The 24926-nt window shown below is 72.4% G+C and carries 26 protein-coding genes and 1 tRNA gene; 9 read left to right on the top strand and 18 right to left on the bottom strand.

The window, feature by feature from the left end:
- Positions 1-59: 59 nt before the first annotated feature.
- The 5 genes from BLV05_RS31940 to BLV05_RS31920 all read right to left on the bottom strand — a co-directional run bounded on the left by BLV05_RS31940 (position 60) and on the right by BLV05_RS31920 (position 2774).
- Positions 60-482 (bottom strand): hypothetical protein, encoded by a 423-nt coding sequence (locus BLV05_RS31940; RefSeq protein WP_046768640.1) that lies wholly within the window; start codon positions 480-482, stop codon positions 60-62.
- Between the two features lie 24 nt (positions 483-506).
- Positions 507-1310: an NAD(P)H-binding protein gene (locus tag BLV05_RS31935; protein ID WP_046768641.1), complete on the bottom strand. Its 804-nt coding sequence runs from the start codon at positions 1308-1310 to the stop codon at positions 507-509.
- A gap of 87 nt (positions 1311-1397) precedes the next feature.
- The gene (locus BLV05_RS31930) at positions 1398-1988 is read right to left on the bottom strand and encodes a GNAT family N-acetyltransferase (protein WP_052762419.1); all 591 of its coding nucleotides are present in this window, start codon (positions 1986-1988) and stop codon (positions 1398-1400) included.
- A gap of 32 nt (positions 1989-2020) precedes the next feature.
- Positions 2021-2479 (bottom strand): Lrp/AsnC family transcriptional regulator, encoded by a 459-nt coding sequence (locus BLV05_RS31925; protein ID WP_046768743.1) that lies wholly within the window; start codon positions 2477-2479, stop codon positions 2021-2023.
- On the bottom strand, positions 2469-2774 hold the full coding sequence (locus BLV05_RS31920; protein WP_046768642.1) for an SAV_915 family protein: 306 nt from the start codon (positions 2772-2774) through the stop codon (positions 2469-2471). The genes BLV05_RS31925 and BLV05_RS31920 overlap by 11 nt, the downstream gene beginning before the upstream one ends.
- Positions 2775-2910: 136 nt before the next feature.
- Here BLV05_RS31920 and BLV05_RS31915 point away from each other — a divergent pair, with 136 nt between their 5' ends.
- On the top strand, positions 2911-3573 hold the full coding sequence (locus BLV05_RS31915) for a DUF6308 family protein (protein ID WP_152690729.1): 663 nt from the start codon (positions 2911-2913) through the stop codon (positions 3571-3573).
- A gap of 6 nt (positions 3574-3579) precedes the next feature.
- Here BLV05_RS31915 and BLV05_RS31910 read toward each other — a convergent pair whose 3' ends face one another.
- From BLV05_RS31910 to bcp, 5 genes are all read right to left on the bottom strand, one after another.
- Positions 3580-4356 carry a hypothetical protein gene (locus tag BLV05_RS31910; RefSeq protein ID WP_046768643.1) on the bottom strand — a complete coding sequence of 259 codons (777 nt, stop codon included), beginning with the start codon at positions 4354-4356 and terminating at the stop codon, positions 3580-3582.
- Between the two features lie 99 nt (positions 4357-4455).
- Positions 4456-4662, bottom strand: a complete 207-nt coding sequence (locus BLV05_RS31905; RefSeq protein WP_046768644.1) for a hypothetical protein — start codon at positions 4660-4662, stop codon at positions 4456-4458.
- 145 nt (positions 4663-4807) lie between these two features.
- Positions 4808-4889: transfer RNA gene (locus tag BLV05_RS31900), tRNA-Leu, on the bottom strand.
- Between the two features lie 39 nt (positions 4890-4928).
- A complete protein-coding gene (locus BLV05_RS31895; RefSeq protein WP_046768645.1) occupies positions 4929-6710 on the bottom strand; it encodes a hypothetical protein in 1782 nt (593 codons plus the stop codon).
- Positions 6707-7186: a thioredoxin-dependent thiol peroxidase gene (gene bcp / locus BLV05_RS31890; RefSeq protein ID WP_046768745.1), complete on the bottom strand. Its 480-nt coding sequence runs from the start codon at positions 7184-7186 to the stop codon at positions 6707-6709. Before bcp ends, BLV05_RS31895 begins: the two co-directional genes overlap by 4 nt.
- Before the next feature lie 50 nt (positions 7187-7236).
- On the opposite strand from bcp, the gene BLV05_RS31885 reads away from it, so the two are divergent.
- Together BLV05_RS31885 and BLV05_RS31880 are read left to right on the top strand one after the other, a co-directional pair.
- Positions 7237-7572 carry a DUF3618 domain-containing protein gene (locus tag BLV05_RS31885; protein WP_083421454.1) on the top strand — a complete coding sequence of 112 codons (336 nt, stop codon included), beginning with the start codon at positions 7237-7239 and terminating at the stop codon, positions 7570-7572.
- Positions 7573-7636: 64 nt separating this feature from the next.
- Positions 7637-7933 carry a GroES family chaperonin gene (locus BLV05_RS31880; RefSeq protein ID WP_046768746.1) on the top strand — a complete coding sequence of 99 codons (297 nt, stop codon included), beginning with the start codon at positions 7637-7639 and terminating at the stop codon, positions 7931-7933.
- A gap of 4 nt (positions 7934-7937) precedes the next feature.
- On the opposite strand, the gene BLV05_RS31875 is transcribed toward BLV05_RS31880, so the two are convergent.
- Complete coding sequence (locus tag BLV05_RS31875) at positions 7938-8765, bottom strand: hypothetical protein (protein WP_157524364.1); 828 nt, start codon at positions 8763-8765, stop codon at positions 7938-7940.
- 50 nt (positions 8766-8815) lie between these two features.
- Between BLV05_RS31875 and BLV05_RS31870 the strand changes: the two genes are divergently transcribed.
- Complete coding sequence (locus BLV05_RS31870) at positions 8816-9982, top strand: FUSC family protein (protein ID WP_046768648.1); 1167 nt, start codon at positions 8816-8818, stop codon at positions 9980-9982.
- 113 nt (positions 9983-10095) lie between these two features.
- On the opposite strand, the gene ligD is transcribed toward BLV05_RS31870, so the two are convergent.
- Positions 10096-11037: a non-homologous end-joining DNA ligase gene (gene ligD, locus BLV05_RS31865; RefSeq protein ID WP_046768649.1), complete on the bottom strand. Its 942-nt coding sequence runs from the start codon at positions 11035-11037 to the stop codon at positions 10096-10098.
- Positions 11038-11075: 38 nt separating this feature from the next.
- Between ligD and BLV05_RS31860 the strand changes: the two genes are divergently transcribed.
- Positions 11076-11927, top strand: coding sequence for a phosphotransferase family protein (locus BLV05_RS31860; protein WP_052762422.1), 852 nt, complete (start codon positions 11076-11078; stop codon positions 11925-11927).
- Positions 11928-11931: 4 nt separating this feature from the next.
- On the opposite strand, the gene BLV05_RS31855 is transcribed toward BLV05_RS31860, so the two are convergent.
- Both BLV05_RS31855 and BLV05_RS31850 read right to left on the bottom strand, forming a co-directional pair.
- Positions 11932-12717 carry a hypothetical protein gene (locus BLV05_RS31855; protein ID WP_046768650.1) on the bottom strand — a complete coding sequence of 262 codons (786 nt, stop codon included), beginning with the start codon at positions 12715-12717 and terminating at the stop codon, positions 11932-11934.
- Positions 12718-13030: 313 nt separating this feature from the next.
- Entirely contained in the window at positions 13031-13396 is a 366-nt protein-coding gene (locus BLV05_RS31850) for a metallopeptidase family protein (RefSeq protein WP_052762423.1), read from the bottom strand.
- A gap of 187 nt (positions 13397-13583) precedes the next feature.
- On the opposite strand from BLV05_RS31850, the gene BLV05_RS31845 reads away from it, so the two are divergent.
- Genes BLV05_RS31845 through BLV05_RS31835 form a run of 3 tightly spaced genes read left to right on the top strand, consistent with a single transcriptional unit; the run spans position 13584 to position 15930 of the window.
- Positions 13584-14768 carry a thiolase family protein gene (locus tag BLV05_RS31845; protein ID WP_046768651.1) on the top strand — a complete coding sequence of 395 codons (1185 nt, stop codon included), beginning with the start codon at positions 13584-13586 and terminating at the stop codon, positions 14766-14768.
- Positions 14765-15475 carry an SDR family oxidoreductase gene (locus BLV05_RS31840; protein ID WP_046768652.1) on the top strand — a complete coding sequence of 237 codons (711 nt, stop codon included), beginning with the start codon at positions 14765-14767 and terminating at the stop codon, positions 15473-15475. Before BLV05_RS31845 ends, BLV05_RS31840 begins: the two co-directional genes overlap by 4 nt.
- Positions 15472-15930 carry a winged helix-turn-helix transcriptional regulator gene (locus BLV05_RS31835; protein WP_046768653.1) on the top strand — a complete coding sequence of 153 codons (459 nt, stop codon included), beginning with the start codon at positions 15472-15474 and terminating at the stop codon, positions 15928-15930. Before BLV05_RS31840 ends, BLV05_RS31835 begins: the two co-directional genes overlap by 4 nt.
- Here BLV05_RS31835 and BLV05_RS31830 read toward each other — a convergent pair.
- Positions 15927-16295 carry a DUF2255 family protein gene (locus BLV05_RS31830; protein WP_046768654.1) on the bottom strand — a complete coding sequence of 123 codons (369 nt, stop codon included), beginning with the start codon at positions 16293-16295 and terminating at the stop codon, positions 15927-15929. The genes BLV05_RS31835 and BLV05_RS31830 overlap by 4 nt on opposite strands.
- Before the next feature lie 102 nt (positions 16296-16397).
- Here BLV05_RS31830 and BLV05_RS31825 point away from each other — a divergent pair, with 102 nt between their 5' ends.
- On the top strand, positions 16398-17237 hold the full coding sequence (locus tag BLV05_RS31825) for an alpha/beta fold hydrolase (protein ID WP_046768655.1): 840 nt from the start codon (positions 16398-16400) through the stop codon (positions 17235-17237).
- Here the strand turns inward: BLV05_RS31825 and BLV05_RS31820 are convergent.
- The 3 genes from BLV05_RS31820 to BLV05_RS31810 all read right to left on the bottom strand — a co-directional run bounded on the left by BLV05_RS31820 (position 17206) and on the right by BLV05_RS31810 (position 24814).
- Positions 17206-17766, bottom strand: a complete 561-nt coding sequence (locus BLV05_RS31820) for an AAA family ATPase (protein ID WP_160312738.1) — start codon at positions 17764-17766, stop codon at positions 17206-17208. The genes BLV05_RS31825 and BLV05_RS31820 overlap by 32 nt on opposite strands.
- Before the next feature lie 87 nt (positions 17767-17853).
- Complete coding sequence (locus BLV05_RS31815; RefSeq protein ID WP_052762424.1) at positions 17854-23295, bottom strand: LamG-like jellyroll fold domain-containing protein; 5442 nt, start codon at positions 23293-23295, stop codon at positions 17854-17856.
- Positions 23296-24028: 733 nt separating this feature from the next.
- The gene (locus tag BLV05_RS31810) at positions 24029-24814 is read right to left on the bottom strand and encodes an IclR family transcriptional regulator (RefSeq protein ID WP_082155208.1); all 786 of its coding nucleotides are present in this window, start codon (positions 24812-24814) and stop codon (positions 24029-24031) included.
- Positions 24815-24926 lie beyond the last annotated feature (112 nt).

Below are 24926 nucleotides of genomic sequence, written 5' to 3'. Positions count from 1 at the left end.
CATCATCCGCGGCGGTGAGTCGCCGCGGTCGAATCCCGCGTGCCGCGCGGGCCGGCGAGTCAGGCGTCCTGCCCTTCGGAGGCCGCCTCGATGTCCAGCGGCAGCGGCGTGACCTGCACCGCGTCGTCGCCAGGACGGGCGCGCCAGCGCACCACGAGGTCGGCCACCCGGCCGTGCATCGGCTGGATCAGCAGCAGCTGTTCGGCGTGTCGCGGGCCGAACTCGCGCAGGTGGGTCTCGCCCTCGGTGACGGTGAGGTCACCGGTGTCGAGCTGGACGTCGTAGGCGGGCGTGCCGCCGTCGTTGCGCAGGACGTAGCGGTGCTGGCTGAGTCGCTCCAGCCGGAACAGCGGCGCCACGCGGATGCGGCGCCGGTACCGGCGGACGCGCCCGGTACCGGACGCCGGCTGCCGCGCATAGACGACCGTCACCGTGAGGATGAGCGCCACGACCAGCGCGATGAGCAGAACGATGACCGTCACATATCGACTGTAATGCGGCGCGGGTCAGCGGAACAGGTCCGCGTGGCGCACGGCCCAGTCGGCGAAGGTCGTGGCCGGTCGGCCGAGCACCTCGGCGACAGCAGTGGTGGGCTGCTGCGGGTGCTCGACCTGTTGGCCCTCGCCGTCGACGTACCACTCGGCGTACTCGCCCATCGACGCTGTGAGCTCGGCGATCGCATCGTCGCGGCTGAGTTCGACGTAGGGGACGTCGCGGCCGAGGGCCCGGCCGATGAGCGCGACCTTCTCGGCGCGCGTCAGCGTCTCGGGCCCGGTGAGCGGGTACGCCCGCCCGACGTGGCCGTTTTCGGTGAGCGTGACGGCGGCGACCGCGGCGACGTCGTCCATCGCGATGGCGGCGTTGGCGGAGGCCGCGTAGCCGTCGCGGACCTGGCTCGTGGTGCGGATCTGGTCGGTCCAGATCGTCGTGTTCTCCATGAACTCGCCCGGCCACAGGTGCGTCCACTCGAGCCCGGACGCCTCGACGTCGTCGACGATCGAGCCCCACCAGCTCTCCCGCTCGCCGGACAGGCTGACGACGTGGCGCACGCCGCCCTTCTTGGCGCGGGCGAGGACCTCCGCGGCGGTGTCGGTGTAGGACGTGAGGTACATGCGGTCGACGCCGTCGAAGGCGGCGTCCAGCGACTCGGGTTCGGCGACGTAGCCGGTCGCGACGTCGACGCCGGCGGGCAGTGTGGCCTTCGCGGGGTCGCGGACGAGGGCGCGCACGTCGGTGGCGCCGCGGGTGAGCAGGTGGTCGACGACGAGGCGGCCGACGCTTCCGGTCGCACCGGTGACGAGGATGGTCATGGCGACAGCGTACACCGTACGCGTACGTCGTACGCACATTGCGTTCTGGGCCGGCTTGGTGCATTGTCCCGATCTGGGCCGGTGCGGTCAGCGGAGCGCGAGGCGCATCGTCACCCGGGTCGGGGACCGGCGCACCACCTCGGTGAAGCCGGCCCGCTCGAACAGCGACCGCGAGCCGACGAACATGGAGTCGGGATGGCTGCGCTCCGGCTTGTCGACGGGGTACGCCTCGAGCATGCCGGCCCCGTGGTCGCGGGCGTGCTCGACGGCGGCCGCGAGCAACCGGTGCTGGACGCCCCGGCCGCGGAACGGCCTCGCGACGAACGTGCAGACCACCGACCAGACCGGGGTGTCGTCGACCTGCTTCATGACGCGGGACCGCTCCAGCCGCCGGAAGTCAGGCCGCGGGCCCAGGCTGATCCAGCCCGCCGGCCCGCCGTCGACGTACCCGACCAGGCCGGGCGTCACGCCGGGCGTGACGCCGTCGCCGTCGACCAGGGCGCGCAGGCCGGCCTTGCTGTCCGGGTCGGGACGCGGCGCGTCCTTGGCCGGCCGGGCTCGCCGGAAGAACATGCAGTAGCAGTCGCGCACGATCGCGTTGCCCCGGACCTCGAACAGCTCCTCGAGGTCGGGCCAGGTCGCGGCGGTGAGCGGCCGGGTCTCGAACGCGTACGCCATGGTCCTCAGGCTAGAACCGGGCACCGACAGGGTCAGTCGGTCAGGTGTTCGCCGAGGTCCGGGACCGCATGCAGCACCATGCTCGTCGGCGTCCGCTCGGCGCCGCCGTGTTCGGTCAGCTCGCGCAACTCGTCGTCGAGGTCGGCGACGTCGCGGCAGGCCAGGTGGACGACGTAGTCGGCGTCGCCGGCCAGCTGCCAGGCCGCCGTCACCGCCGAGCGGCCGCTGAGCCACTTCTCGAAGATCGGCCGCTCGGTCTCCGGCGCCAGCCCGACCCGCACGACCGCCTGCAGAGGCCGGCCGACGGCGTCGAGGTCGAGCTGGGCGCGGAAGCCGGCGATGACCCCGGCCTCCTCCAGCCGCCGGACCCGCACGGACATCGCCGAGACGCTCAGCCCGGCCCGTCGCGCCAGGATGTGCAGCGGGGACCGCCCGATCCGCAGCAGCTGGCCCAGGATCACCCGGTCAACGGCGTCCAGCTCACGCCGCATGACGGGCTCCCGCCAGCGCACGGCTCGTCGTCGCCGGCACCGGGGGCGCGACGAGGGCCGGGTCGACCTGGATGCGCGAAACACCGAGGGGGGCGAGCAGCGCGCGCTCGGCGGCAAGGCTCAGCCGGATCCACGGCTGACTGCGGCCCATGGCGGCGGCGAGCGCTTCGACGCTGGTGAAGGCCAGGCCGACGCGGCCGCCCTCCGGGAGCCGGGCGGTGACGACGGCGATACATGGTGACGGCGCCGGGCCGGCCGAGCGGACGGGGACGAACAATGGCTGTGAGTGCTCCATGGCTTCGACGCTAGGGTCGCGACGGCCGGACGGGACAGGATCTTCACGCGTTCTACACGGTGGGGGCCGCAATCTTTGCGTCCGCTTGACGATCAAGGGGTTGGTTGTGTCCGAGGAGCCTGTCACGATGATCGTCGTGACCCCGACACGCGCCCGTCGGCCGTCCTCAGCTCAGCTCGACCGCGCACGGTCGGCCGCGCTGGGAGCACTCGAGGACGCCGGCGCCGTCGAGAACCTCCGCCTCTTCTACGACCGCGACTCCAACTACGCCGGCCGCAGCTTCCTCGCCGTTGGCCCGGTGGAGTACGACTCCATCACCGCCGCGGACCTCTATGCCACGTCGCTGCTCGGCATCACCGTCGGGCCGCGGGCGGGGCGGCAGCTGCTGCAGGGCGGCCCGCACCGCAACGACGTCCTCAAGGCGCTGCGCATGGTGCCCGCCGAGACCGACCTCGCCGACGCCGACGACGCCGTCCTCGACGCCGCCGAGCACCTGCACCTGCAGCTCAAGAACGCCCTAGGCGGCAACAAGTGGGTGGCGGCGTCGAAGCTGTGCGCCCGCAAGCGGCCGCGGCTGTTCCCCGTCCGCGACTCCCTCGTCACCCGCGGCCTCCTCGGCGTCGGCCAGGACCGCCGCGTCGACTGGCTCGTCTACCAGCACCTCATCACCGACGCCGACGTGCAGGGGCGGCTCAAGGAGGTGACCCAGGAGTCCGCGATCCGCGAGTCCGACCTGCACGACCCGCCCCTGCGCATCCTCGACGTCGTCCTGTGGATGCACGTCAAGACCGCCGGCTGAATTCCGTTAGCCGAACGCGCGCTGCCGCATCAGTGAGAGGCGCTTCGTCACGTCCGCGCCGACGAGATCGATCGACTGGAGCTTGCCGAGGATCTCGGCCCGGTCGCTGTCGCCGGAGGCCTCCCCGGCTTGCTTCGTGAGGATCACCTTGCGCCGCTCGACCCCTGCGGCGGCGATGCGGTCGGCGGCGATCGCACGGTCCTCGACGGTCAGGTTGGGCTCGAATTCGACCTCGACGATCGCGACCCGGACCGCGCTGCCGGCGGCCGCGACGTCGTCGTCCGACACCGCTTTGGCCAGTTGGCTCAGGGCGTCCTTGACCACCTTGGGCATCGCCCCGAGCTGCCGCCAGCGGTCGGGATGGCTGCCGGTCGTCGCCACCTCGAGGACGAAGTAGTCGAACCCGGCGGCCGGCCGCCACACCTGGTCGTCGTGCAGGACCTCGAGGCGGGCGTCGGTGACGCGGAGCCGATCCAGGCCGCCGTTCGCCGCCGGCCAGTTGGTGGCGACGTAGTAGCCGTCGCGCAGGCCGTCCGCGTTGATCGACGTCTGCAACGCGAGCAGGCCGATCGTCTCGTCGGTGCCGAGCAGCTTGTCGACCCCGGCGGTGATCTTGGTCGCCACCCCGGCGGCGGCGGTCAGCTGCGGCACCCGTGTGAGCTCCGCGAGGTCGCCCAGGAACTCGGTCGCCTTGTCCAGCAGCCCTTCTCCGGGTGCCGCCAGCAGCCCGACGACGACGTCGACGTAGCCCTCGTTCATCGGCAGGTCGCCGGTCAACGCCACGTTGCTCTGCAGGAGCTGCGCGAAGCTGCCGTCATGGAGACCGGTGAAGCTGGACGGGCCGAGCGTGCGCGAGACGGGGATGCGCTCGTTCCCGTCTGGTCACGTGACCAGCGACTGGAGGACGGGACGGCGCTCGCCGAGCCGCTGGCGGTCGTATCTGATCGCGAGGTCGAGGCAGCTGACCTGCAGATAGCGCCGGCCGGTCTCGCCCACGCCGTACGTCGTGCCGGTGCCCGGCAGCCAGCCGTGCACCACGGCGGATGCGTCGCGCTGCCACAGGTCCAGCAGCTTGTCCTTGATGCCCATGTCGTTCCCCCCTGATGGTTCGACGGTGTGCGGCGTCAGGCCGGGGCAGGGGGGATGCCGTCGCGGCGCAGCACGGTGCTGGTGGAGATCACACCACGACCCCCGGACAGAACCGCGGGGGCACCGTCGGCCTTGGAGTGCCCGGTGCGGGAGAGGGGACTTGAACCCCTACGTCCGAAGACACGACGGCCTAAACGTCGCGCGTCTGCCAATTCCGCCACTCCCGCGCATCGGCCATCGTAGGGCACCCGGGCTCCGCGGCTGGGTCAGGGGAGCGACCAGGTCATGCCGATGGGCTGCATGCGCTGCCCGACCACCGTCGCGGATCCGTCGGTGTCGACGGAGAGGATGAAGGTGGCGTTCTGGGAGATCTCCGCCTGCGAGATCTGCGAACCGCCCGGAATGGTGCCCAGGCCGGCCTCCTCGATCACCACGGAGAAGCCGGGGTTCACCGTCACCGACTGCGTGCAGCTGATCGAGGCCAGCGCGACGGCGCCGTACTCGGTCTGCAGCCAGTGGACCTCTCCGGCGTTCTCGACGGCGCAGCTGCGCGACGCGGTGCCGAACTCGGGCGGGGCGGTGTCGAGCTGCAGGCCGTGTGCGGGCAGGTTGGTGAGGCCGTCGGCGAAGGCGAGGTCGATGCCCTCGGGCTCCTCGCCGGTCTCGCCGTAGGCGCGCAGCACCTCGAGCACCTCGTCGCCGCGGGCGGCGGCGGCATCGTCGGCGACGACGGCGGCACCGTCGGCCGTGAGCGGAGCGGTGACGGACGTGCCCTCGGCGGGGTGGACGGCGAGGGTGGCCAGCCACGGCGACGCGGCGTTCTCGCGGGTGAGGAGGTACCACGACGCCGCGCCGCCGGCCGAGGCCTCGCCGGTGACGACCGCCCACATCGGGTACTCGCCGACCTGCGGCGACAGCACGACCGACGGGGTGAGGTCGGTCGGCAGCGACTCAGGCGCGACGCCGGTGGCCTGCTGCTGCTCGGCCGCGAACTGCGACGTCGCCAGTAGCGCGCCGCCCTCGACCTCGGCCAGCGGGGCGTCGCCGGTGCCGCCGGCGGCCGCGCCGACGACCTCGTTGTACTGCTCGAAGAAGCTCTCGGCGCGGTCGGTCGTGATGGCCGGGATCAGCGCGTCGCGCGCGCCCTCGTCGACCTCGCCCGGCACCTGGGCGCAGGCGGTGACCAGCCCGGTCAGCCCGAGCACGACGGCGATGCGGGCGGACGGCTTCGGCGGCGGGGCGGGCGCCGGGGGCGGCGGGGTGCGCTCGGGCAGCGGCCGCTTCGGCAGCGGCGTGACGGTCGCGACCTTCTCCTTCTCCGGCTCCTCGGCGGGCTTCTTGAAGGGTGCGTGCGGGTCGCCCGGCGGCTCGTCCTTCTTCTCCTCGGGCGTCTTCTTCTCGTCGGGGACGGCGCGCAGCTTGCGCTTGCGCCGTCGCCGCCGCAGCCAGATCAGCAGGACGCCGCCGGCGATCAGCAGGAGCCCGCCGACCCCCACCAGCACCCCGGTCAGGAAGATCCCGTCGACCTCGGCGCCGAGGCTCAGCTCGACGTCCAGCGGCTCGCCGGACGCCGACGGCGACATGACGACGACGCGGACCGGCTCGTCGGTCAGCTCGTACGAGACGCCCTGCCAGCCCGGCCCGGAGGCACGGGACTCCCACCAGTCCAGGTCGCCGGGCGGCGCGGCCGGGGCTGCCTCACCGGGCTCCGACGACGACGTGACCTCGCCGCGCAGGTCCGCCGCCGTGACCGTCTGCTGCCCGACGCCGTCGAGGTAGGAGTCGACGTGGATGCGGTGCCCGACGCCGACGAACACGTCGCTGTCGTCGGCCATCCGCGCGCTGACGTGCAGGACCGGGCCGGTGACCGTCGCGATGTCCACCGCCGTGGCCGCGACGGAGCCCTCGCCGGAGACGTCGGCGCGCGCGTACTCGACGGTGTCGTCGGGGCCGACGTAGACGGCGGTGGCCGCGCCGGCGAGCAGCAGCGGCGTGCCGAGGACGATCAGCGCGACGGCGAGGACGGTGCGCAGGCGGGCACGTGTCACGCCGCGTCGAGCCCCAGGTCGCGACGGAGCTTTGCGACGTGCCCGGTCGCCTTGACGTTGTACATGGCCTTCTCGACCTTGCCGTCGGCGTCGATGACGAACGTCGACCGGATGACGCCCTGCACGACCTTGCCGTACAGCTTCTTCTCGCCGTATGCGCCGTAGGCCTCGAGCGTCGCGCGGCTCTCGTCGCCCAGCAGCGGGAAGGTGAGGTGGTCGCGCTCGCGGAACTGCGCCAGCTTGGCCGGCGCGTCGGGCGAGACGCCGAGGACGGTGTACCCGGCGCCCTGCAGCGAGGCGAGGTTGTCGCGGAAGTCGCAGGCCTGCGTGGTGCAGCCCGGGGTCATCGCGGCGGGATAGAAGTAGAGGACGACGCGCTGGCCCCGGTAGTCGGTGAGCGAGACGGGCTTGCCGTCGGCGTCGGGAAGAGTGAACTCGGGCGCGGCGTCGCCCGGGGAGAGTCGCGAGTCAGTCACGTTCACACCGTATCCATACGACTGGACAGTCGCATCGGTACGGTAGATCCGTGTCTGCCGCGGATCAGAGCCCGACCGAGCCCGTGCTGCCGGCGTCGCGCCAGCCGATGCCGATGGCGCCCGAGGTGCAGGCCGAGCTGGCCAAGCGCGGCCGCAGCGTGCGCCAGATCGAGACCGAGATCGCCGCCCGCACCGAGCGGCTGTCCGCCAACATCGACGAGCTGACGACGCGGCTGACGCCGTCGCGGCTGGTCAAGGACGGGACGGCGGGCCTGCGGGCGCGGCTCACGACGCCCGACGGCAGCCCGCGGCTCGAGGTGCTCGGCGCCGTCGCCGGTGCGGCGCTGGTGGTCGGGCTGCTGCTGTGGCGGGCGCGGCGGCACTGATCGCCGTCCGGACGTACCCTCTACAACTGTGACCGCCCAGGACCCCGAGAAGCTGCCCATCCGCATGCTGCACGACCGCGTGCTGGTCTCCCAGGACGGAGAGGACGGCGAACGCCGCTCGTCCGCCGGCATCGTCATCCCCGCCACGGCCGCGATGGGACGGCGGCTGGCGTGGGCCCGGGTCGTGGCGGTCGGCGCCAACGTGCGGACGGTCGAGGTCGGCGACCGCGCGCTGTTCGACCCCGAGGACAAGGCCGAGGTCGAGGTGCGCGGCGAGACCTACGTGCTGCTGCGCGAGCGCGACCTGCACGCCGTCGCGTCCGAGCGGTTGTCCGACGGCCAGACCGGCCTGTACCTGTAGCCGGTTAGGCATCGGCCAGTTCCTCGGTGAGGGTCTCGACGACAGCGGTCTGGCTCTCCTCGTCGACGACGCGGGTCCGGGTCAGCTGCATCGTCATCTGGCCGTCGCTGACCTCGGTCTGGCCGCCGCCGGACTGCTCGGCGTAGGCGATGACGATCCAGCGTCCGCCCTGCCCGAAGCTGTACCGCGGGTGCTCCCAGTCCAGGTCGGGGAAGGACTCCACCGGGCTGCACGGATCCGTGACGACGACGTCGACGGCGTTCTCGCCGGCGGCCGACTGGGCGGCGGTGGCGACCTTCGGGTTGTCCGCGGAGCACGGGCTCGGCTCGGGCGCCTCGCCGCGCACCACGACCTGACCGAACGACGTCGCGGCCCCCAGCTCGTCGAGCCAGGCCGCCGCCGCGTCCTCGTCGGCGAACTCGAGCAGGTCGAGCTCGACCCGCAGGCTCAGGTCGCCCTCCGGCGGGAGGCAGAAGTCGGCGACGTAGGCCGTGTCCGGCCGCGCGCCGGGGGCGTCCGGCTGCGCTTCGCCGTACCACTCGGCGCCGGTGAGCAGGCCCTCGCCGCTCACGTCGTAGATCTCGGGCGGCGTCTCGGCGGTGCAGGACGTCGCGCCCTCGAAGTCCGGCGACAGCGACTCGAGCGCGGCCAGCAGCGGGTCGTCCGGCTCGTCCTCGGCCGGCTCGGTGGACGCTCCCGAGGGAGCCGCGGACGGCGCCGCCGTCGAGCCCGCGTCGCCGCCGTCTCCGTCGTCGGACGATCCGCAGCCGGCCAGCACCAGCGCCAGCCCGGCCGCGGTCAGGCCGCTACGCCACACTTTGCTCGTCGTCACGGCGCCGGAGTCTACGTGTCACGAGCTGCGGGCGCTCTACGATCGGGGATGTGCCCGCCGCGCCCGAGAACCCGTCCTCGCAGTGGCGTGAGGAGGCGCTCGAGGCACTGGCGCAGCGGTCCAAGGAGAGCGCCGGCACGCGGTTGCGCCGGGTCCGGCTCACGGCGCTGCCGATCGTGCAGTCGGCGCTCGGCGCGGCGCTGGCCTGGTGGCTGGCGACGATCCCGCCGATCGACCACACCCAGCCGTTCTTCGCGCCGATCTCCGCGCTGATCGTCCTCGGCGGCGGGCTGGGGCAGCGGCTGCCGCGGGTGCTGGAGCTGGTCGGCGGCGTCGCGGTCGGCGTGCTGGTCGGCGACCTGCTGGTGTCGTGGATCGGCGGCGGCGTGGTCCAGCTGGCGCTCGTCGTCGCGCTGGCGATGATCGCGGCGCTGCTGGTCAACGGCGGCCCGCTGATCGTCACCCAGGCCGGCGCGTCCGCCGTCCTCGTCGTCGCGCTGGCGCCGGCCGACCCGACCGGCCTCAACCTCGACCGCTTCGTCGACGCCCTGGTCGGCTGCGGCGTCGGGCTGGCGATCAGCATCCTGCTGCTGCCGCTGAACCCGGTCTCCGCGGCGCGGCGGCAGATCGACCCGCTGCTCACCACCGTCGCCGAGGTGCTGGAGTCGGCCTCGCACGCGCTCGCCGACCGGGACCGGACGATGGCCACCGAGGCCCTGGAGCGCGCCCGCGACACCCAGACCGACGTCGACGCGATGCACTCGGCGCTGGAAGGTGCCAACGAGGTGGCCCGCATCGCACCGGTCCGCTGGCAGAAACGCGGTCACCTCGCCGCCTACCTCGACGTCGCCACGCCGCTGGACCACATGACCCGCAACACCCGCGTGCTGTGCCGGCACGTCATCAGCCTGCTGCAGCGCGACGAGCCGGTGCCGAAGGTGCTGCCGCAGTCGCTGCGCGCCCTGGCCGGCGCCGTTCGCCTGCTCCGCATCGACCTCGAACGCGGCGACGAGTCGCGCGAGGCCCGCGTCTCCGCCGTCGAGGCCGCCCGCATGGCGACCGAGGCGCTGGACCACACCGGCGGTTTCGCCGGGCAGATCGTGATCGCTCAGGTCCGCTCCCTCGCCGTCGACGTCCTGCTGGCGACCGGCCTGAGCCGCGACGAGATGCAGGGGCTGCTGCCCGGCCTCCCCGAAGGCCCCGTCACCTACGGCTGACGGACGGGTGGGCGGACGCCCCGCCCCGCGGCCCCGTTGATCATGGAGAAGGTCGGCTCAAAACCGTCGCCAGAGCCGACCTTCTCCATGATCAACTTAGGTGCGGGCAGGCGTCAGGCGTCGTCGGGGGCGGGGAGGGCGTACGCCTCGCTCAGCATCGGCTCGAGGAGGTCGCCGTCGTCGGAGAGGCGGCCGAGGACGTCGTCGATGTCGAACTGGAGCGGCAGCCGCTTCGTCGCCGTCGAGCGGGCGCCGGCCTCGACCTCGTCCCAGGTGAGCGGCGTCGAGACGGTCGGGCGGGCCCGGCCGCGGACGGAGTACGGCGCGACCGTCGTCTTGGCGGAGTTGTTCTGCGACCAGTCGATGAAGACCTTGTTGCCGCGCGCGGCCCGTTCCATCCGCGAGATCACCAGCTTCGGGTGCTCGCCCTCCAGCCGCTGCGCCAGCCCGCGCGCGTAGGCGCTGACCTGGTCGGACGTCGCCGAGCCGTCGAGCGCGACGTACATCTGCATGCCCTTGGACCCGCTGGTCTTGGGGTACGACGGCAGGCCGGCGTCGTCGAACAGCTCGCCGAGCAGCAGCGCGACCTGGCAGCACTGGATGACGTTGGCCGGCTCGCCGGGGTCGAGGTCGACGACCAGCCGGTCGGGGTTCGTCCCCACGCCATCGGCGGACACCGTCCACTGCGGCACGTGCAGCTCGAGCACGGCGAGGTTGGCCAGCCACACCAGCGTCGGGAGGTCGTCGGCCATGACGTAGACGACGGTCTCGCGGTCCATCGTCGAGCCCGGCGACGGCAGCTCGGCCGTCCGCACCCACGACGGCGTGCCGCGGGGGGCGTTCTTCTCGAAGAAGTTCGCCTCCTCGACGCCGTTGGGCCAGCGCTTGCGGGTGACCGGCCGGTCGCGCAGATGCGGCAGCAGCGCGGACGCCGCGTGCGTGTAGTACTGGATGATCTCGCCCTTGGTCGTCCCGGTCTCGGGGTAGAGCACCTTCTCGAGGTTGCTCAGACCCAGGGTGCGGCCCTCGACGTCGACGTTGACCTTGCTCGGCATGTCTTGCAGTCTCGCGGACGGCGGGTACGTTCGCCAGCATGCTCGACGACATCCGCGCGGCGCTCGCCCGCGAGTCGCCCCGCTACGCGGGCGCGCCGGTCGTTCCGCTCGGCGCCGGCCTGGACAACATCGCCTACGAGATCGGCGGCGAGCTGGTGCTGCGCCGGTCCCGCGACGACGGGCCCGGCGTGCGGCTCGCGGCGGCCCGGCACGAGGCGGCGCTGCTGACGGCGGTCGCGGCGGTGTCCAGCCTGCCGGTGCCGGAGCCGGTGTTCGTCGACGAGCCGACCGGCATCCTCGCGTACCGCAAGCTGCCGGGCGCGCCGCTGCTGTTCCACCCGGTCGCGGACCCCGCCGCACTGGCTGCTCCGCTGGCGGAGTTCCTCACCGGCCTGCACGACGCGGACAGCGCGTTGTCCGCGCTGGTCGAGGTCGACGACGCACCGGGCGCGGAGTGGCTGGCGGCCGCGGCGACGTCCTACGAGACGGCGGCCGCGGTCGTCGCGCCGGCCGACCGGCGCCGGGTCGAGGCGTTCCTCGCCGCGCCGCCGCCCGGTCCGCCGCCGCGGCTGACGTTCTGCCACAACGACCTCGGCGCGGAGCACGTGCTGGTCGGCGGCGGGGCGATCACCGGCGTCATCGACTGGACGGACGCGGCGATCGCCGATCCCGCCGTCGACCTCGGCCGCCTGTACCGCGACCTCGGCCAGGACGTCGTCGAGCGGATCGTCGCCCGCTACGGCGGCGACGCGGACGCCGTCGGGCCGGAGCGGATCGCGTTCTACGCGCGGTGCGCGCTGCTCGAGGACATCGCCTACGGCGTCGAGAACAGCGGCGCCGCCGAGTACGCGCGGCTGGGCCTGGCCCACCTGGACCGGACGTTCGGCTGACCCCTCAGGGCTCCGGCGTCGCCTCGGGCGTCGGGGTGGGCGTGGGTGTCGGCAACGGCAGGTACGGCACCGGCGACGGGCTGGCCTGGCCGCCGCCGAGCAGGCAGAGCGCCAGCTCCAGCGGCGAGAGGTCGATCTCGAGGCAGATGCCCTCGTTCTCGTCGTCCTCGTCGTCGGACGGTTCGTCGTCGTCCTCGTTCGACGGCGTCTCCGTCGGCTTGCTGACGGTCGGCTTGTCGGTGGGCGTCGAGTCGTCGTCATCGGTCGGCGAGCCGGACGGCCGGTCGGTGGGGAAGTCGGTGCCGGGCACCTCGGTGGCGTCGTCGCTCGCCTCGTCGGACGGGTCGTTGCCGGACGGGGTGTCGCCGGGGCCGTCGGACTCGGTCTCGCCGGGGTCGTCGGACGGCTCGTCGTCGCCGGAGCCGGTGCCGTCGCCGCCACCCGGCTCGGCGTCGGGCTCGTCGGAGGAGTCGCCGCCGTCGTCGTCACCGGACTGGCCGTCGCCGCCGCCGCCGTCACCGTCGTCGTCGGGATCGGCGGAGGCGGAGTCACCGTCGGTGGGCGTCTCGTCCGGGTCGGCGCTGCCGGACGGCCGGTCGGACTCGTCGTCGGGCGAGGCGATGACCTGGTCGGCGGACGGGAACGGGCTGATGCCGAGCGCGTGGTCGATGCTGGGCACCAGCATGTTGCCGAGCGTGATGCCGAGGGTGGCCGCGAACGCGCACACGATGACGACCGGGTAGCGGCGGACCTTGTCGAACACCCAGCCGGACGGCGAGCGCCGGGACACGCCGAACCGGGGACCGCTGGACCTGGCTCCCTGGCCACGCCGGCGTCCCGTCGACTTCTCTTGCCGAGCCCTGCTGATCGACCGAGATCCCTTCTGGTTCCCGGAGGGAGATCTGGCGAAATTCGCACGAAGCCGCTACAGATCGCCCCCCAGTTGCGTAACCCTACTCAGGCGCGTGGAGGCGGCAAAAGCCGTTCGGGATATTTCGTCAGTTCAGTTCCCGAAGGTGGTCCGTTCGGACGGTAGACAGCATCGAAATGTTGCGGCAAGGGGCCTCTGGCCTGGGCAAACATAGTCTGCACGGTGCCCCCGATCAGTACCACCCGAGCTCGCGCAGCCGGGTCTCCTCGATGCCGAATGCATGCCCGATCTCGTGCCCCAGCACCTTGCGCACCCGCGCCTCGACGTCGTCGCGCGTCTGGCTGACCTTCAGGATCGGGACGCGGTACAGCTCGATGCGGTCCGGCAGGCTGCCCGGCACCCGGCCGCCGATGCGCGTCCGGGCCACCCCGTGGAACTGGCCGAGCAGCAGGCCACGGCCGTGCCAGTCGGCCGGCGGCTGGTCGTCGACCATGATCGCGATGCCGGCGACGGCGTCCTGCACCCAGTCGGGCAGTTCCTCCAGGGCCTGGTCGACCATACTCTCGAACTCGTCGAGGTCGACGGAGTCGGCGTCCACGCCGCGAGTGTACGTCCGCCCGCGCCTGCCCCGAACCTCCCGCCCCTACGGCCAAGTTGATCTTGGAGTTGTTCGGGTATCTACCGGACACTTCGCCCCGCGATTGCCGAACAACTCCAAGATCAACGCGGGAGGGCGCGTCGGAGTCGTGGGTTGGATTGTCCAACTCAGCAGTTAGAGTGGTGTCATGCGAGAAGCAGTCATCGTCGACGCAGTCCGTACGCCACTCGGCCGGGGCAAGCCGGGCGGAGCGCTGGCCGGCGTCCATCCCGTCGACCTCCATGCGACCGTCCTCCGCGCGCTCGCCGAGCGCACCGGCCTCGACCCGGCCGCCGTCGACGACGTCATCAGTGGCGCCGTCGGGCAGATCGGCGAGCAGAGCATGAACACCGCCCGCTGGGCCGTGCTGGCCGCCGGCTTCCCCGAGTCGGTGCCCGCCGTCACCGTCGACCGCCAGTGCGGCAGCAGCCAGCAGGCCGTCCACTTCGCGGCGCAGGGCGTCATCAGCGGCGCCTACGACGTCGCCATCGCGTCGGGTGTCGAGTCGATGAGCCGGGTCCCGATCGGTTCGCAGGCGGCCGGCCAGGACTTCCTCGGCGACGCCGTCGCCGCGCGGTATCCGGACGGGCTGGTGCCGCAGGGCGTCAGCGCCGAGCTGATCGCCGCCCGCTACGACCTGTCGCGCGAGCGGCTGGACGAGTTCGCGCTGGTCAGCCACCAGCGGGCGGCCGCCGCCTGGCGCGACGGCCGGTTCGCCGCCGAGGTCGTCCCCGTCCCCGGCGCCGACCTCGCCGTCGACCAGTCGGTCCGGCCGGACACCTCGGCCGAGGCGCTGGCCGGGCTGAAGCCGTCGTTCCGGGCCGACGTCTGGGAGCGGCGGTTCCCGGAGATCGGCTGGCACGTCACCGCCGGCAACTCGTCGCCGGTCAACGACGGCGCGGCGGCCGTCCTCATCGTCGAGCGCGAGACGGCGCGACGGCTCGGGCTGCGGCCGCGGGCCCGGCTGCACTCGTTCGCCGTCGTCGGCGACGACCCGCTGCTCATGCTGCTGGGCATCGTCCCGGCGACGGCGAAAGTGCTCGGCCGCGCCGGGCTGACGCCGGCCGACATCGACGCGTTCGAGGTGAACGAGGCGTTCACCAGCGTCGTGCTGGCCTGGCTGCACGAGACCGGCGCCGACCCGGCGAAGGTGAACGTCAACGGCGGCGCGACGGCGATCGGGCACCCGCTGGGCGCGAGCGGCGCCCGGCTGATGACGACCCTGCTGTCGGTGCTCGAGCAGACCGGCGGCCGGTACGGGCTGCAGACGATGTGCGAGGCCGGCGGCCTTGCCAACGCGACCATCATCGAACGATTGGACGGACCACAGTGACCCGCATCGAAGGAACCGTCGCCCTCGTCACGGGCGGCAACCGGGGCCTCGGCAAGGCGCTCGTGTCGGAGCTGCTGACGCGCGGCGCGGCGCGGGTGTACGCGGCGGCGCGCGACCCGCGGACCGTCGTCGCCGACGACCCGCGAGTGGTGCCATTGCGCCTGGACGTCACGTCGGACGACGACGCGCGCGCGGCAGTGGACGCCGCAGGCGACGTGCAGGTGCTGGTGAACAACGCCGGTGGACTGGTCAGCGCGTCGTTCCTCGACTCGCCGATCGACGACGTGCGCACCGAGTTCGAGACCAACTTCTACGGGCCGTTGCGCGTGACGCGGGCGTTCGTACCGGTCATCGAGGCCAATGGTGGCGGGCACCTGCTGAACGTGCACTCGGTGTTGTCGTGGCTGGCCATCTCGGGCTCGTACAGCGCGTCGAAGGCGGCGCTCTGGTCGCAGACGAACTCGCTGCGGCTGGAGCTGCGCGAGCGCGGCATCGGCGTCACCGGCCTGCACTCGGCCTACATCGACACCGACATGGCAGCGGAGGTGACCGCCCCGAAGTCCGCCCCGGGCGACGTGGCCCGGCTCGCCTTCGACGCCGTCGAGGCCGGCGAGTTCGAGGTGCTGGTCGACGACGTCAGCCGGCAGGTCAAGGCCGGACTGGCGGGCGACGTCGGCGCGCTCTACCCACAGCTGGCGGCGTCGTGACCGGCGCCGTCGCCGAGTGCTCGATCGCCAACGCGCTCGCCGTCGTCGGGGAACGGTGGAGCTTCCTCGTGCTGCGTGAGGTACTGCTCGGGCGGGTCCGGTTCGACGAGATCGTCGCGAACACCGGCGGCAGCCGCGACATCCTGGCCGCCCGCTTGCGCACCCTGGTCGACGCCGGCGTGCTGGAGAAGCGGCTCTACGACGAGCACCCGCGCCGCTTCGAGTACCTGCCGACGGAGTCCGGCCGCGCGCTGCGGCCGATCCTGCTGTCGCTGATGGAATGGGGCGACCGGTACGTGACGCAGGGTCCGCCGCCGACGGTGTGGGAGCACTCCTGCGGCGCGGAGCTGCACGTCGCGACCGTGTGCGCGGCGTGCGGCGCGCCGGTCGGAGGAGGCGGCACGGGCTCGTCCCGCCTGCTCCGACTCGGCGGCGTCGACGTCCCCGCCGGCTAGGCGACCGGCGTGACGCGAAGGGTGGACGTGCGGACGTCGCCGGTGATCATCATCCGCAACGAGCCGGAGTGGCCGTACTTGCTGCTGAACGCGTCGTCGACCGCGACGTTCGTCGCCTCGTCGTCGACCAGGTCGGCGGTGACGTCGTACCGGTTCCGGCCGTCGACGAACGCCGCCCGGCCGGCGCCGCGGATGCGGGGGTACCACTTCGAGGAGTCGCCGTAGCCGTTGCGGATGTACGCCTGTCCGTCGACCACGACGGCCCAGATCTTGGTGACGATCTCGCGTCCGTCCTCGGTCCGGGTGGCCAGGTGGACGGTGCCGGTGCGGGTCAGGTAGTCCAGTGCTGCACTGCTGTCGGTCATGGTGTGGTCAACCATCCGCGGGCCGCTCCTATGCCGAGGCGCGATATCTGCTGGCAGCTAAGTGCGGCGGCCGGCGGCGCGGCCGGCCGGTAGCTTGCCGCCATGCGATCGTTCAGCACCGCGGACGGCCGGACCCTCGCCGTCGAGGAGTGGGGTGTGCCTGACGGCACGCCGGTCGTCTATGCGCACGGCACGCCGATGAGCCGGCTGGCGCGGCACCCCGACGACGCGATGTTCGCCGATCTCGGGATCCGCCTGATCACCTTCGACCGGCCCGGTTTCGGCCACTCCACGCCGCGGCCGGACCGGCGGGTCGTCGACGCCGCCGACGACGTTGCCACCATCGCCGACGCGCTCGGGCTCGGCCGCTTCCCCGTCTTCGGGGTCTCCGGCGGCGGACCGCACGCGCTGGCCTTCGCCGCGCGGCACCCCGAGCGGACGACGAAGGTCGCGACCCTCGCGAGCACCGCGCCGTGCGACGCCGACGGCCTCGACTGGACCGACGGGATGATGGAGAGCAACCGGCTCAGCGCCGCCGCCGCGCTCCAGGGTCGGGCGGAGCTGGAGGCGTTCATCACCGAGAACGAGTCGGCGGACCTGCGCGAGCTGCTGCCGGCGGCGGAGCAGGCGGTGCTGGCCCGGCCCGACGTCCAGGGCATGCTGTCGGCCGCCTACACCGAGGCGCTGCGGCCCGGCCTCGCCGGCTGGGTCGACGACGAACGCGCGCTCTATGGTCTGCCGTGGGGCTTCGACCCCGCGGACATCGCCGTCCCGGTATCGCTCTGGCACGGCGAGCTGGACACCGTCGTCCCGGTCGCGCACTCCGCTTGGCTGGCCGAGCGCATCCCCGGCGCGGTGATCACCCGCGCGCCGGACGCCGCCCACGCCGGTCACTTCGACGCCACCCCGGCTACTCTCCGCTGGCTGCTGGACCGGAGCTGAGCCCGCGGGCGTAGTCGAGGACGCGAGCCAGCGCCGCGCCGGCGTCGCCCACGGCGGTGTCGAGGGCCAGGTGTTCGACGGTGAGCGGCGGGAACTCGGCGCGCATCCGCTCGACGTGCGCCCAGTCGACCTCGTGCCAGCCGGGGATCCCGCGCTTCCGCCCCTCGATGCGCCGCCGGTGGACGTCGACGTCGCCGCACCGGCACTCGACGACGGCGAGCCGCGCGCCGTGGTCGTCGGCGAGACCGCGCCACCGCGTGAGCAGCGCGTCGTCGGCCAGGCAGTCGACGACGGCGGACTGGCCGAGCAGCAACTGCCGCGTGACCAGCGTCCCCAGCAGATCGGCATAGACCCGCCGGTACGTCGCGCGGTCCAGGCCGGTCAGCACGCCGTGCGGTGCGAGCGCGCCGAGCAGCCAGTCGCCGGAGAAGGACGGCGCGCCGAGCACCCTCGCGGCCCCGTCGGCCAGCGTCGACTTGCCGGTGCCGGGCAGCCCGGTGAGGACGAGGACGGTCGGCGACGCGCACACCCGCCCCATTCTGCCCGCCGGCCGTCGTGCGCCGAGGGCGAGTCACTACCGCCGTAGCAGTAGCAACTCGCCCTCGACGCGAGCGACCTACGGACTCAGCTGGTCCCGCAGCGTCTCCGCCGCGGCCAGCAACCGGGCACGGGCGGTCGCGTCGATGACGGCGAGCGCCTCCGAGGCGAACCGCTGCACCGCCTGGTCGGCCTGCCGCACCTGCCCGCGCCCGGCCGCGGAATCGGCCGCGTTCAGGTGGGCGAGCAGCCGCAGCCGCTGACTGCCCAGCACGAGCCCGTCACCGGCATACCGCTCGACCAGCGCACTCACCGTGTCGAAGGAGACCATGACGGTGAACGCGGCGGCCGTCGTGGTCGTGTTGCCCGCGGCATCGACGGCCACGACGGCGACCTCGTGCTGTCCGGCGGTGAGGCCGGCGAGGTCCAGCGTCAGCGGCGAGTCGACGGGTTCGCCGTCGAGCCGCAGCTCCGACGACGCCAGGCCGGAGCCCGCGTCCTCGGCGGCCGCCGTCACCGTCAGCACCTCGTGCAGGCCGTGCGACGCTCCGGGCGTGACGCCGGTCAACGTGGCGGCGGGCGCCGTCGCGTCGACTTTCAGGTCGAGCGTCTTCTCCTCCTCGACGGCGCCACCGGCGTCCCGCGACCGGTACCGCACGACGTGGACGCCGTCCGGCACCGTCACCGGCCCGGCATACGTGGTCCACGCGCCGGAGCCGAACGCGTACTCCGTCGTGACGGCCCCGGAGCCGCCGGTCGCCGACAGCGTGACCGTCGGAGCGGTGACGTACCAGCCGTCGGCGCCGTCCGGAGCGGCCGGGGCCACGGTCGCGGTGGTGACCGGTGTGCCGGCCGGCTCGCCCTCGAACAGCTCCAGGACGTCGGCGTCGCTGAGCGCGTGCTCGTAGACGCGGACGTCGTCGACCAGCCCGTTGTACAGGCCGTCCGGGTAGTCGTTGTTGCCGAGGTAGTTGCTGCTGGTGACGCCGTTGACGCCGATGTCGTCGACACCCAGGGTGAAGTTGGTCCGGGTGCCCATCAGCTCGCCGTCGAAGTAGAGCTTCCCGGTCGACCCCGACATGGTGAACACGATGTGCGTCCACTCGCCGAGGGGCAGGTCGTTCGCCGCCCCCAGCGTCAGCCGTTCCTGCAGCGAGTTGCCCGGCGCCTTCAGCGTCGCCGCGAAGCCGGTCGCGCCGGCTGCCTGCGTCCGCGACTGCAGCAGCAGGAACGTGTCGGTGCCGTTGCCGACCTGGAACAGCGGCACCCAGTTGGGCAGCGCCGTCGGCCGGGCCCACAGCGACACGGTGACCTCGTCCTCCATGTTCGCGAACAGGTTGTTCGGCAGCCGGACGAAGTTGTCACTCGATCCGCCGCCGCCCGGCAGCGACACCACGCCGCCGCGCGGACCGCCGGTCGCCCACGACGTCGTGCCGCCCAGTGTCGCCGCGCCGATCGACGGGTCGTGGCCGGAGTTGGCCGCCGACGCGCCGGTGCCCTCGTCGAACGTGTAGTGGATCGGCACGCCCTCGCCCGGCGGAGGCCGCTCCACCGTGTGGGTGACGGACGCGTCGGACGCACGCCGCCCGTCGTCGCCGAGGTAGCGGACCTGGACGGTGTACTCGCCCCGGCCCAGCTCGGTCAGCGCCGGGAACGTCACCGTCCCGTCGGCGGCCAGCGGCACCGGGTCGCCCTGGCGGGCGTTGAGGTCCACTGGGTCGTCCGCGCGGACCGGCTCGAGCCACAGCTCGGCCCGCCCGGCGGCAGGAGCGCCGGACGCGTCCTCGACGGTCGCCGTAACCGTGACGGGCGCACCGAACGGCGACGGCGACGGGGTCACCGTCAGGCTCGTCGTGGTCGGGACGGCCGCGCCCTCGGTGTGCAGGACCTCGATCTCGGCCGCCGTGAGTGCGGTCTCGTAGGCGCGGACGTCGTCGAGCAGCCCGGCGAACGACGGGTCGGGCCAGTCGTTGTTGCCGAGGTAGTTGTCGGTCGTCGTCTCGCCGTTGCCGACGTCGGGCAGGCCGATCGAGAAGTCGTCCCTCGTTCCCGCCTCCTCGCCGTCGAGGTACAGCGTGCCGGTGCTGCCCCGCATGGTGAACGCGACGTGCGTCCACTCACCGGGTTCGAGGTCGACCCCGGCGCCGAGCGTCAGCCGCTCCTCGACTCCGTCGGCCTTGAACGTCGCGGCGAGGCCGGTCGAGCCGCCCGCCTGGGTCTGCGACTGCAGCAGGAAGTACGTGTCCGTGCCGTTGCCGATCTGGAACAGCGGCATCCAGTTCTTCAGCGTGTCGGCGTTGGCCCACAGCGACACCGTGAAGTCGGTCGCGTCGCCGAGCAGCCCGTCCGGCAGGTCGGCGTGGTCGCCGTCGCCGCCGGGCACGTCGAGCGCTGAGCCGAACACGCCGGACGACGTCCAGCCGGCCGCGCCGGTCAGCGTCGCGGCACCGGTCGTGTCGTCGTCGTGCCCGGTGTTCGCCGCCGAGGCGCCCTCGCCCTCGTCGAACGCGTAGTGGACGGGGACGTCGTCGGGCCCGGGGTCGACGCCGAGGATGGTGAGGTCGTCGACGATGACGCCGGCGCTGCTGCCCGACCCGGTCAGGGTCAGCGGCTCGGACGCCGCGGTCGCCGTGAACGTGCCGGTGTAGGTGGCGAACGTCGAGGGTCTGGGGATCCCGGAGATGCCGGACGGTTCGTCGCCGGTCGCCGTGATCGTGGTGTCCAGCGACCCGATGCTGAGATCGGCGCTGACGGTGTCGCCGTCACCCACCGACACCCTGCTGTCGCGGGCGTATCTCAGCGCGATCCGGTACTCCTTGCCCGGCACCAGCCCGTCGATGGTCCGGGTGAGGCTGCCCGACTCGCCGAGGTCGAGGTGGTACCCGACGACGCCGAGCCCGCCCATGCCGGGCGCCAGGCCGCGCACCAGCTCGACCCCGTCGTCGACCGACCAGGGCGCCAGGCGCCCGTCGCCGGCCTCGACCTCGATGGTCATCGGCGGGTTCTCGCCGCGCCACTCGGCCGGCACCCGCGGGTACTCGAACTGGTCGACCAGCGGGGTGCGGGTGTCCATCGGCGTCTCGGGGTCGATCTCGAGCATCGCCGCGATCGACGGCGTGCCGTCGGCGTCGAGGACGAACAGCATGTACGACCCGGGCGGCGCGTAGGTGCCGTCGGCCGGCGCCTGGACGGTGAGCGTGCCCTCGGCCGTCCGCGCGAACTCCAGCTCCTCGAAGGTCTGCGCGTTGTTGAAGCCGTGCGTCACCGAGCCGTTGCGGACCAGCGCGACCTTGGAGATCTCGCCGGCCACGTCGACGTCGAAGGTGCCGTCGTAGCCGATCTTGTCCGGCGCGTTCATGATCGCCGGGCGCTGCGCGAGCTCGTCGCCGTCGAACAGGTACGCCGGCGAGTAGAACTCGGCGTCGGTGTAGTTGCGCGGGCCGGGCGCGCCGCCGCCGGCGATCATCACGCGGCCGTCGGGCAGCAGCAGCGCCGTCGAGTGATACAGGCGGGCGTGCGCGTACGGGGCCAGGTCGCTGGTCCACTCGCCGGTGTCCGGGTTCCAGACCTCCGGGATCGTCGCGACGCCCTGGGCGCCGTTGTTCTGCGTGCCGCCGCCGGTCACCAGCACCTCGCCGGTGGGCAGGACGGTCGAGTTGGCCCAGTGCCGCGGGTAGCGCATCGGCTCGGTCGCCTCGACGGCCGGCTCGGCGGTGCCGCCGTCGGTCATGAGGTCGACGGTGAACCCGGCGCGGGCGCCGGCCGGGCCGCCGCCGTTGCCCCACCAGCCGCCGCCGACCTGCAGGATCTGGCCGGGCCGGTACATGGTGGCGGTCGACGTGGCGCCGACGGGGTTGCCGAGCGCGCCCTGGTTGGCGACGTCGGCCGGCAGCGTGCCGCGCAGTGTCAGCGTGCCCTGGCCGGACGGGTCCAGCTCGAACATCTGGGTGCCGCTGATGTTGAACAGGTTGCCGTTCTCGGGTGCGACGAACGCCCGCGGGTACCACCAGCGGTTCTCGTCCGGACCGAGGTCGCCGCCGCCGTCACCGTAGGCGGCCGCGCTCTCCGCGCCGGTCAGCAGCGTCCAGCCGGAGCCCTCGTCGGGGCTGTACCGCTCGGGCATGAGGACGCCCGGGCCGGCGACGCCGCGCACGCTGCCGCCCTGGACGACGATGTCGCCGTTGGGCATCACCGTCCCGGTCGGGTACCAGCGCGGCTCGTTCATCGGCGCCTCGGTGCGCAGCCCTGTTCTCGTCGAGTAGCTGGTGACGCCGATGGAGCCGTTGACCGGGTCGTTGCGGACGCCGAGGTTGTCGTCGCCGCCGACCGTGAGCATGGCGCGGCGGTTCGGGTCGTGCACCTGCATCGAACAGAACAGGTCGGAGTAGGTGGCGTTCTCGACGATGCCGTCGTAGAGGTTGTCCATCGTCCGCGGCGTCGCCGGATCCCACACGTCGGTCTGGAACTGGCCGCCCTGCGCGACGCAGGAGTTGCCGGTCCAGTCGTACGGGGTGTTGTCGACGCAGCCGGTCGGCGTGCTGCCGAAGGACTGGATCTTGCCGTCGTGGGTGAGCGCCATGTTGATCGCCATCAGCGGCCAGGGCGTGACGGGGCTCCACTCGCCGGCGCTGTCCCTGGCCGGCGGGGAGCAGTCCGCGAGCACCAGCCCGGCGGTGTAGGCGAGGCCGTGACGCATCTGGTCGCGCATGACCGGCTCGGAGAAGTAGGCGCCGTCGTGGCCCATCGACGTGTACCAGGACCGGCCGCCGTCGTACTCCTGGCACCAGGTGACCGGGTGGATGCTGCCGTGCCGCCCGTCGGTGTACGTCGTCTCGTCGACCTCGAGCAGGGTGCGGACGTTCGCCGCCGGGTTGACGTTCCAGTCATACCACTCGTCGCTGCGGACGAACTCGTCCGGGATGCCCGCCGTGAGCGGGTGGTCCTCGGCGCTGACCCGGACCGTCGCCTGGCGGATAGCCGGGTTCTCCGGGTGTCCCTCGGAGACCGCGCCGACCAGCCCGAGGTACCACGGGTTGACGTCGTGCTCGCTGACGGTGCCCGCCGACCAGCCGGTGTAGTGGATGCCCATCCACCCGCCGCCGCCCTGGATGTACCCCTCGAGCGCGTCGCGCTGTGCGTCGTTGAACAGGACCCCGCCGGTCTGCGCGAACACCAGCGTGTCGTAGGTGGCCAGGTTCTCCGGCGTGAACACGGAGGGGTCGTCGGTGTCGGTGATCTCGACGGTCCGGCCGTACTGCGTCCCCAGCTCCGCGGCCAGGTCACGGATCGCCTGGCGGGCCTGCACGTGGGAGGCGTGGAAGTTGGGCTTGTAGAAGAGGAGGACCCGCAGGTCGGTGTCCAGCGGTTCGGCCTGCTCAGCGGGTTGGGTCGCTGCCGAACCCGGCAGTATGGCGACCACCGGGACGGCGATCACCAGCGCCAGGAACAGCGCGAGGCGACGCAGGATCCGGTGAGTGACGCCAGTTCGACGTGAGTGGGCAGACGCTCTGTGCTCGGTCATTCGCAAACCCCATCGTTCGAGAACGGCGACTCGTGGCCGGCCCCCGCACCGGGCACTCCCGCTGGACGATAGGGGTGGGAATTGTCCAGAGTCAAGAACTCTGTCCCGGATGTGGAACAAATTTGGTGGGTGTCCACAGATGTGAACTTCTGGCGTGCGGCCTTGGGGTTCGCGGGGGGTTTGCCGAGTTGGCCGTCCCCCTGCTGCCCATGGTCTTAGCCCCGGAGGCGCGCCTCAAGTCCGCGCCCGCTGTGGTGATTGTTCGCTGTGCTTGCGGGGCTTGGACTTGACCCGCGCCTCCGGGGTCTAAGAACTCGGCAGCTATCAGGGGGACGGGGGGAGTGTGGCGACGGTCCGGGGGTGCTTCCTGGGTGTGGGGCGCGTCCTGGGTGTGAGGCGCGGTTGCGGGCCCGGATTGGCCGTTTGGCGCGCCTGAGACCCAGGTCGCGCGTCAGACCCAGGACCTCGACGGTTGGCGTGCCGGCCTGGTGTCACGTCCTGGTCCTCCGTCACGCATGGATGCCTGGTAAGCGTTTGCCGGCGTAACGGTGGACCAGGACGTGACCTGAGACCAGGACGCCGGCGAGACCCGAGTTGATCATGGAGAAAGTCGGCTTCCGAGCGCCTCCGGGGCCGACCTTCTCCATGATCAACTCGGGTCTCGGGGGCTGTGCCCGGTTCTTCCCCGTCCCAGCAGGGGGACGGCCAACTCGGCAAAACCCCCGAAGAACGGTCAGCGGGCGAACGAGTACCGAGCCTCGAACAACAGCCGGACGATCGCCTCCTGGCGCTCGTCGTCGAGGCGGAAGATCGGGACCGAGATGCTGATGGCGTCGTGGGTGGGCGCCCGCTGCGGCAGCGCGATCGCGAAGCAGCGCAGGCCCTGCGTCGTCTCTTCGTCGTCGATCGAGTAGCCGCGGACGCGGGCGCGCCGGATGTCCTTGAGCAGCAGGTCGGGGTCGGTGATCGTCTTGTCGGTGGCCGGTTCCAGCTTCGCCGGCATGCGCGCCGCGATCTCCTCGTCGGACAGCCCCGCGAGCAGGCACTTGCCGAGCGCCGTCGAGTACGCCGAGAGCCGGCGGCCGACCGCCGAGAACATCCGCAGCGGATGCACCGATTCGCGTTTGGCCATGTAGACGACGTGGTCGCCCTCGAGGCGGCCGAGGTGGACGGTCTCGCCGGTGTTCTCGGCGAGGGTGTCGAGGATGGGGCTGGTGCGGGCCACGACGTCGTCGCCGTCGACGTAGGCGGAGCCGACGAGGAGGGCGTGAACGCCGAGGCCGTACTGCTTGCCGGTGGCGTCGAGCTCCAGCCAGCCGTAGTGCTGCATGGTCCTGAGCAGGGCGTGCATGCTGCTCTTCGGCACGCCGAGCTGGTCGGCGAGGTCGCGCATGGTGCGCGGGCCGGTACTGGCGAGGACCTCCAGGAGTTCGAGCACTCTGCCGGCGGACTTCACCGGCTGGAAGTCCCCCTCATCGCCCTCTGTGTCGGGCGAGACGTCCACATCGTCGACGCTCATCACGGACAAAGCTAGCAGACCCATCCTTGACAGGTCATTCACATGCTGGTTGAGTGCGGTCGCATACAAGGACAAGTGTCCGCATATGTGAACCGTCGCCCGACGTTCGATG

The organism is Jiangella alkaliphila (assembly GCF_900105925.1).
GTDB classification, from domain to species: domain Bacteria; phylum Actinomycetota; class Actinomycetes; order Jiangellales; family Jiangellaceae; genus Jiangella; species Jiangella alkaliphila.
Note: the sequence above shows the minus strand (reverse complement) of the source record. Positions and strands in the feature narration are given on the sequence as shown.

Bases quoted from the DNA above. Each gene is read 5' to 3' on its own strand.
- BLV05_RS31825 (WP_046768655.1), top strand. From the start codon at position 16,398: ATGCGATCGTTCAGCACCGCGGACGGCCGGACCCTCGCCGTCGAGGAG.
- BLV05_RS31905 (WP_046768644.1), bottom strand. From the start codon at position 4,662: ATGGGCATCAAGGACAAGCTGCTGGACCTGTGGCAGCGCGACGCATCC.
- BLV05_RS31860 (WP_052762422.1), top strand. From the start codon at position 11,076: ATGCTCGACGACATCCGCGCGGCGCTCGCCCGCGAGTCGCCCCGCTAC.
- BLV05_RS31930 (WP_052762419.1), bottom strand. From the start codon at position 1,988: ATGGCGTACGCGTTCGAGACCCGGCCGCTCACCGCCGCGACCTGGCCC.
- BLV05_RS31845 (WP_046768651.1), top strand. From the start codon at position 13,584: ATGCGAGAAGCAGTCATCGTCGACGCAGTCCGTACGCCACTCGGCCGG.
- BLV05_RS31880 (WP_046768746.1), top strand. From the start codon at position 7,637: ATGCTGCACGACCGCGTGCTGGTCTCCCAGGACGGAGAGGACGGCGAA.
- BLV05_RS31830 (WP_046768654.1), bottom strand. From the start codon at position 16,295: ATGACCGACAGCAGTGCAGCACTGGACTACCTGACCCGCACCGGCACC.
- BLV05_RS31920 (WP_046768642.1), bottom strand. From the start codon at position 2,774: ATGGAGCACTCACAGCCATTGTTCGTCCCCGTCCGCTCGGCCGGCCCG.
- ligD (WP_046768649.1), bottom strand. From the start codon at position 11,037: ATGCCGAGCAAGGTCAACGTCGACGTCGAGGGCCGCACCCTGGGTCTG.
- BLV05_RS31935 (WP_046768641.1), bottom strand. From the start codon at position 1,310: ATGACCATCCTCGTCACCGGTGCGACCGGAAGCGTCGGCCGCCTCGTC.
- BLV05_RS31925 (WP_046768743.1), bottom strand. From the start codon at position 2,479: ATGCGGCGTGAGCTGGACGCCGTTGACCGGGTGATCCTGGGCCAGCTG.
- BLV05_RS31810 (WP_082155208.1), bottom strand. From the start codon at position 24,814: ATGAGCGTCGACGATGTGGACGTCTCGCCCGACACAGAGGGCGATGAG.
- BLV05_RS31815 (WP_052762424.1), bottom strand. From the start codon at position 23,295: ATGACCGAGCACAGAGCGTCTGCCCACTCACGTCGAACTGGCGTCACT.